Source organism: Elstera sp. (assembly GCF_044372965.1).
Lineage (GTDB): Bacteria > Pseudomonadota > Alphaproteobacteria > Elsterales > Elsteraceae > Elstera.
In genome coordinates this window covers 1-5,148 of the sequence record NZ_JBILQX010000220.1, presented here as the reverse complement: position 1 = coordinate 5,148, position 5,148 = coordinate 1, and the positions used below count along the sequence as shown (strand labels likewise).

Below are 5,148 nucleotides of genomic sequence, written 5' to 3'. Positions count from 1 at the left end.
GTCGATCTAACGCGCCGGGATTTGCAGGGTGCGGCGAAAGCCACGGGTCGGCCCTGGGATCTTGCGAAAGGCTTCGATTTATCGGCACCAATTGCGCCGCTGCATCGGGTGGAGAGTGGCGCAACCGCCAAGCAGGGCCGGATCTGGCTTGCGGTGAATGGGGTCGAAAAGCAAACCGGCGACCTTGCCGATATGATTTGGCCGGTGGCGGATGTTATTGCGTTTCTATCGCGCTCGGTCACGCTGCAACCCGGCGATCTCATCATGACGGGAACTCCGGCAGGGGTGGGGCCGCTGGTGCCGGGCGACCAAGTGACGGGCGGTATTGCCGGGCTGGGCGAGATCAGCCTGACAATTGCACCGCGTTCGTGAAGCCGGGATTTTGTTGAAATATGGCGGTGCCCGGCGAGGTCCGTTTGACCCAGGGCGGGGGCTTAGCATAAACCTAGCGGCGTGATGCATTCCTCCCCCCCTCCGCACGATGGCCTGTCGGCCGATGTTCTGGCGCAGGTCGCCTGGCTTTCCCGCCCTCTGCCCGAGGATGTAAGGCCGGAGGGCGACCGCCGTGCCTTTGTTCCCCTCGTCCGCTGGCTTCTTCTGACGTTAGCGCCGACCGAGGTAACGCTTAAGGGGGCGGCGCAAGTTTTCTGGCGCGCGGTTGCGGGGGAGACGCGCCCGGCGGACGGTCCGCCCCTCCACCTCGTCGATTGTCTTGAGGGGAGCGAACACCCGCTGGACCGTGAGCGGCTGGCGCTTTGGGTGCTTCCGCCAGGGCGCGATCTGCCCATCCCCGGCTTGGCGTTCGACTTGGGGCCAGCGGGGCGTGTGCTTCTGACCGGCGCGCTTCCCGCAGCGTTAAACGCCGTATCCGATGGCAATTTACGGGCTGTATCGGACCTTTGCTTGCCGTTGGGGCGCGGGTTCGCCGCCCCATCCGACGCGGAGACGGCGCGCTTACGCCAGCGGATTGATGAGCTTCTGTTAGATCGGCAGGAGGAACGGCGACGGTTCGAGCGGACCCTTGCCGAAATCTACGCCTCGCGCTCGTGGCGTGTTACCGCGCCCTTGCGGCTCTTGCAGGGGGCGGGCCTCAAGCAGCGGGTGAAGCTGTGGCTGCGCTCGAAATTATTGGCCCTGCCGCTGGGGGCGGCGCTTTTGGCCCTGCGGCGTCGCCTGCTGAGACCGCAGGGCGGCTCGGCCCAGGCCCCCGATCTTCTTGCCGCGAAAGCCGCCTTTCGCGCTCAAAAGACCGCGGCGTTGACCGATTTTATGGCCGGCGATACCCCGCTTCGGCTGCCCCGTGCGGCACGGCCTGAGGTTTCGATCGTTCTGGTGCTCTGGAATCAGGCCGAACTCACCCACGCCTGCCTGAGCGCGTTGGCGGCGGAAACCGAGGTGCCGCTGGAGGTGGTCATCGTCGACAATGCCTCGACGGATGCCACCAGCGCGCTGCTGGCGCGGGTGGAGGGGGTAACCCTGTTACCGCAGAGCGACAATCTGGGATTTTTGCGGGCGGTCAACCTCGCCGTTCCCCAGTGCCGCGCCCCTCGGGTGGTGCTGCTGAATAATGACGCGGTAATGCGCCCCGGCAGTTTGGCGGCGGCGCTCGCCACCTTACAGAGCAGCCCGGATATCGGGGCGGTCGGCGGGCGCATTGTGCTACCGAACGGCCGGTTGCAGGAGGCGGGTAGCATCATTTGGCGCGATGGCAGTTGCCTCGGCTATGGCCGCGATCTGCTGCCCGAGGCTGGGGAAGCGATGTTTCGCCGCGACGTGGACTATGCCTCGGGGGCGTTTCTGCTGTTCAACCGGGACGCATTCGAGGCGATGGGCGGGCTCGATGATCGCTTCGCCCCGGCTTATTACGAGGAGACCGATTTCTGCCTGCGGCTCTGGCAGCGCGGCCTGCGTGTGGTCTACGAGCCCCGCGCGGTTATTGATCATTTCGAGTTTGGTAGTGCCCAAAAAAGCGAAACGGCGCTGGCGCTGCAACAGCGCAACCAGGGGCTGTTTGAGCAAAAACATCGCAGCGTTTTAGCGGGCCACCGCACCGCCGGGTCGGGGCAAGAGCTTTGGGCGCGGATGCGGTCGGGGCTCTCCGTGCCCAAACCCGCGCGGATTCTGGTGATCGACGATCAAGTACCGCTGCCCTCGCTGGGGGCCGGATTGCCGCGCGCCCGCGATATTATCACCCATCTCGCGGGAACGGGCCGGTTCGTAACCTTCTATCCAATGGCGGTGCCGACGGAGGATTGGGACAAAACCTATGCCGCGCTGCCGCCAACGGTGGAAGTGGCCATGGGCCGGGGACGCAGCGGGCTCGAAGCGTTTTTAGAGGCGCGACGCGGCTATTACGACGCGGTTCTGGTTAGCCGCCCGCATAATATGGCCGAGCTTGGGCGGTTGATGGCGAAACATGCGGGGCTGCTGGGCGCGGCGACCCTGATTTATGATGCCGAGGCGGTATTCGCGTTGCGGGAATTGACGCGCGCGCGCCTCTTCGACCTCACGCCTGCGATTCAACAGGCGGAACGCGCGGTGGGGGCGGAGCTTGATCTTGCCCGCCCTGCCCGGCGCGTCTTGACGGTTTCTGAAACCGAAGCCGCGCATTTTCGGGCTGCCGGGTTTGCCGATGTTCAGATCGTGGGCCATGGGCTCGTGCCCGACCCCACGCCGCGCCCCTTTGCCGAGCGCCACGATTTGTTGTTCGTCGGGCGGTTGACCGATGATCACTCGCCGAATGTGGATTCGCTGCTGTGGTTTGCGCGCGAAATTATGCCACGCCTCCGCGCCCTTCTGCCGGACCGGATTGATTTGCTCGCCTGCGGCCGCGCTGAGGCGCCGAGCTTGCGCGCAATTGCCGGGCAGGGGATAGGGTTTATCGGGGAGGTCGACGATCTTCGACCCTATTATGACCGCAGCCGCGTTTTCGTAGCCCCAACCCGCTTTGCGGGCGGCATTCCCCATAAGGTGCATGAGGCGGCGGCCCATGGCTTGCCGGTGGTGTGTACGCCACTCCTCGCGCAGCAACTCGGCTGGTCCTCAGATGATACCGTGCTCGCCGCTGCCGATCCCGACGGATTCGCGGCGGCGATTGCCCGGCTCTACACGGATACAGAGCTTTGGCACCGTTTGCGCAGCCATGCTTTGGCGAGGGTGGCGGAAGATTGTTCCCCGGCGCTTTTTGCCGAGCGGGTGGAAGCCGCGCTGCGCTTCTAATCCTTCGAAGCCCATAAATAACCCCCAGACGCAAAATCTGGGGGTTATTCATGTTTGCAAGCAGGATCTAAGGCGGTCTGCCGGTCTGATCGCAAGACCGGACCTGTAGGCCAACAGAGGCAATGTCGCTCTACAGGCCTTTTCAGCATACGGTCCGCTTCGGACTCTGACAATAGGATTGACGTTTGAAATATCGGAGGGGCGGCATTTTTTTCCGGTTTCCTCGGAAGGCCGGACGCATTACCTTGCTAACGTCACGTGCAAAGGCTTAGCGGGAAAATAGCGCTTTGTCTTACTGCCATGAGACACGCTAGTTCGCAAGTGTTTTGTATGACACGTGCGGTATGTTAGTCCGGACTCTGCTAGGGGCGTGCGACCAATGACCATCCCGTATTTTGATCAAGCGTATTATCTACGCACAAACAAGGATGTCCAAGCCGCGGTTCTCAGTGGGAGCACGACGGCGGAAGCGCATTTCACCAAGTTTGGGGCAGCCGAGAAGCGCAACCCGAACGGTTATTTTGACGCAAATTATTATTTGGCTAAATATAGCGATGTCGCGACAGCCGTGACGGCGAAAAAAACCACGGCCTACGATCATTTTATTAATAATGGTATTAAGGAGAGTCGCGATCCTAGTGCGTTTTTTGATACAAATTACTATTTAAAGAACACCCCTGATGTCGCTGTGTTGGTTTACCGTGGTGAAATTAAACCCTTCGAATATTTCGCTGCCGTAGGAAGTATTGCGGGGCAAACCCCAAGCCCCTATTTCAATCAGACTTCCTATTTAAGCGCTAATCCCGACGTGCGCGCGTCGATTGCCGCCGGGCTCTTCTCGAGCGCTTACGATCATTTCGTTAACTTCGGGATTGCCGAAGGCCGGAATATGGGGAACGGGATCAATCTTGCCGCCTTTAAGTCCGATAAGGTTTTTACGGATGCAATTTTTGCGGGCCAATTCTCCACGGCCTATGCCCGTGTTGCTCAAATTGCGCCGTTCCTGTCGACCTTCACGCTGCCGAGCAACAGCGGCGTCGATGTGTCGAAGCTGACTGTCCCGACCGACTTCACGCCCGTGACGGGGCAGCTTCTCTATATCCCGGTTGGGTTGGATACGACCGGCAAAACTTTGCCTGGCTATTTCATCAACGTTAACTCGCCTAAGATTACATCGTCGGTGCCCCTGGATAATGCGACAGGTTTCGATCCTAAGGCTGATATTTCGATTACGTTCAATAAAGAAGTGCAACTTGGCGCTTCCGGAAGTTTGTACCTCTACAAATCCGATGGAACACTGGTCGAAGTGTTTACGGTTAAATCCAGCCTGGTAAAAACGACCACGACAAAATTGACGATCAATCCCACGGACGATCTTCTTGCCAATGGCTCCTACTACATCAAAATGGACGCTGGGTATCTGAAGGACAAAGACGGGAATAATTTTGCGGGTATCGCGGATAGCACGACGCTGAATTTCGGTGCGGGCCAGAGTTTGACGATCACGAATACCGGCGGGCAGATCACGGCAAGCGGCGTTGCAACCGCAACGCTCACCGCCGATCTGACGGCGCAGACGATCAATAGTTCCGCCATCGGTGGAAACGCGGCGAATAATATTGATCTGTCGGGCGTGACCAGCTTCGGTGCCAATGTGACCGGGAATATCGCGGATAACGTGATCGTCGGTACGCGCCTTGCCGATACGATTAACGGCGGCGAGGGTTTCGATACCATCACCGGCGGGGCCGGGGCGAATAGCTTCGTTTTTACGACGTCGTCGACCCGGGACGCCACGTCGACTAGGTTCGATACCATCACCGATTGGCGCGCCGGGACGGATAGTAAGATCGACTTTTCGTCCGATTTGATTTTGGGGACGCAGGTTTTCGTTGCCGGTGCGGGCGTTGCAACGATTGGCACAAAAGG

The 5,148-nt window shown here is 60.2% G+C and carries 3 protein-coding genes; all 3 read left to right on the top strand.

The features are described from left to right. Positions 1-372: fumarylacetoacetate hydrolase family protein (locus ACIQ36_RS18145; RefSeq protein ID WP_395831934.1), on the top strand; the 372-nt coding region annotated here is incomplete at its 5' end. Positions 373-456: 84 nt separating this feature from the next. Continuing rightward, positions 457-3,219 (top strand): glycosyltransferase, encoded by a 2,763-nt coding sequence (locus tag ACIQ36_RS18140; protein WP_395831932.1) that lies wholly within the window; start codon positions 457-459, stop codon positions 3,217-3,219. A gap of 688 nt (positions 3,220-3,907) precedes the next feature. After that, on the top strand, positions 3,908-5,148 hold a 1,241-nt coding region (locus ACIQ36_RS18135; RefSeq protein ID WP_395831930.1), incomplete at its 3' end, for an Ig-like domain-containing protein.